Source organism: Thiomicrorhabdus sp. ZW0627, assembly GCF_029767005.1.
Classification (GTDB): domain Bacteria; phylum Pseudomonadota; class Gammaproteobacteria; order Thiomicrospirales; family Thiomicrospiraceae; genus Thiomicrorhabdus.
The window spans coordinates 1-356 of sequence record NZ_JARUQR010000022.1 but is presented as its reverse complement, the minus strand read 5'-3'; the positions used below and the strand labels follow the sequence as shown (position 1 = coordinate 356).

The following is a 356-nucleotide window of genomic DNA, read 5'->3' as shown; positions in this document are numbered from 1 at the left end:
ACTTGCTTATCCTGGGTCATCTGCGCGATTTCGGCGAAAATGCGCTCCGCCGCGGCAAAAAACAGTGGCCCGTTGATCTTCAGTACTACCCAGTCGTCCGGTAGTGGCCGGTCGATGTAGCGCTTATTGTTGCTGATATCGTAGAGACGGGTCATCTCGGCGATCTCTTTCATAAACAGTAGGGCCGCCAGCATGATCCCGAAGGAGATGGCGATCACCATATCGAACACCACTGTCAGGAAAAAGCAGCTTAAGAATACCCAGATATCGCTGCGCGGCGCGGTTTTCAGCAGTTGCCAGGCCTTGGGGGCTTCGCTCATGTTCCAGGCGACAACCAGCAGCAAGGCCGCCATGGC

General features: G+C 55.6%; 1 pseudogene. It reads right to left on the bottom strand.

Annotated elements, in window-relative coordinates:
* Positions 1-356: pseudogene (locus QCB45_RS11520) on the bottom strand (C4-dicarboxylic acid transporter DauA); the annotation flags it as partial.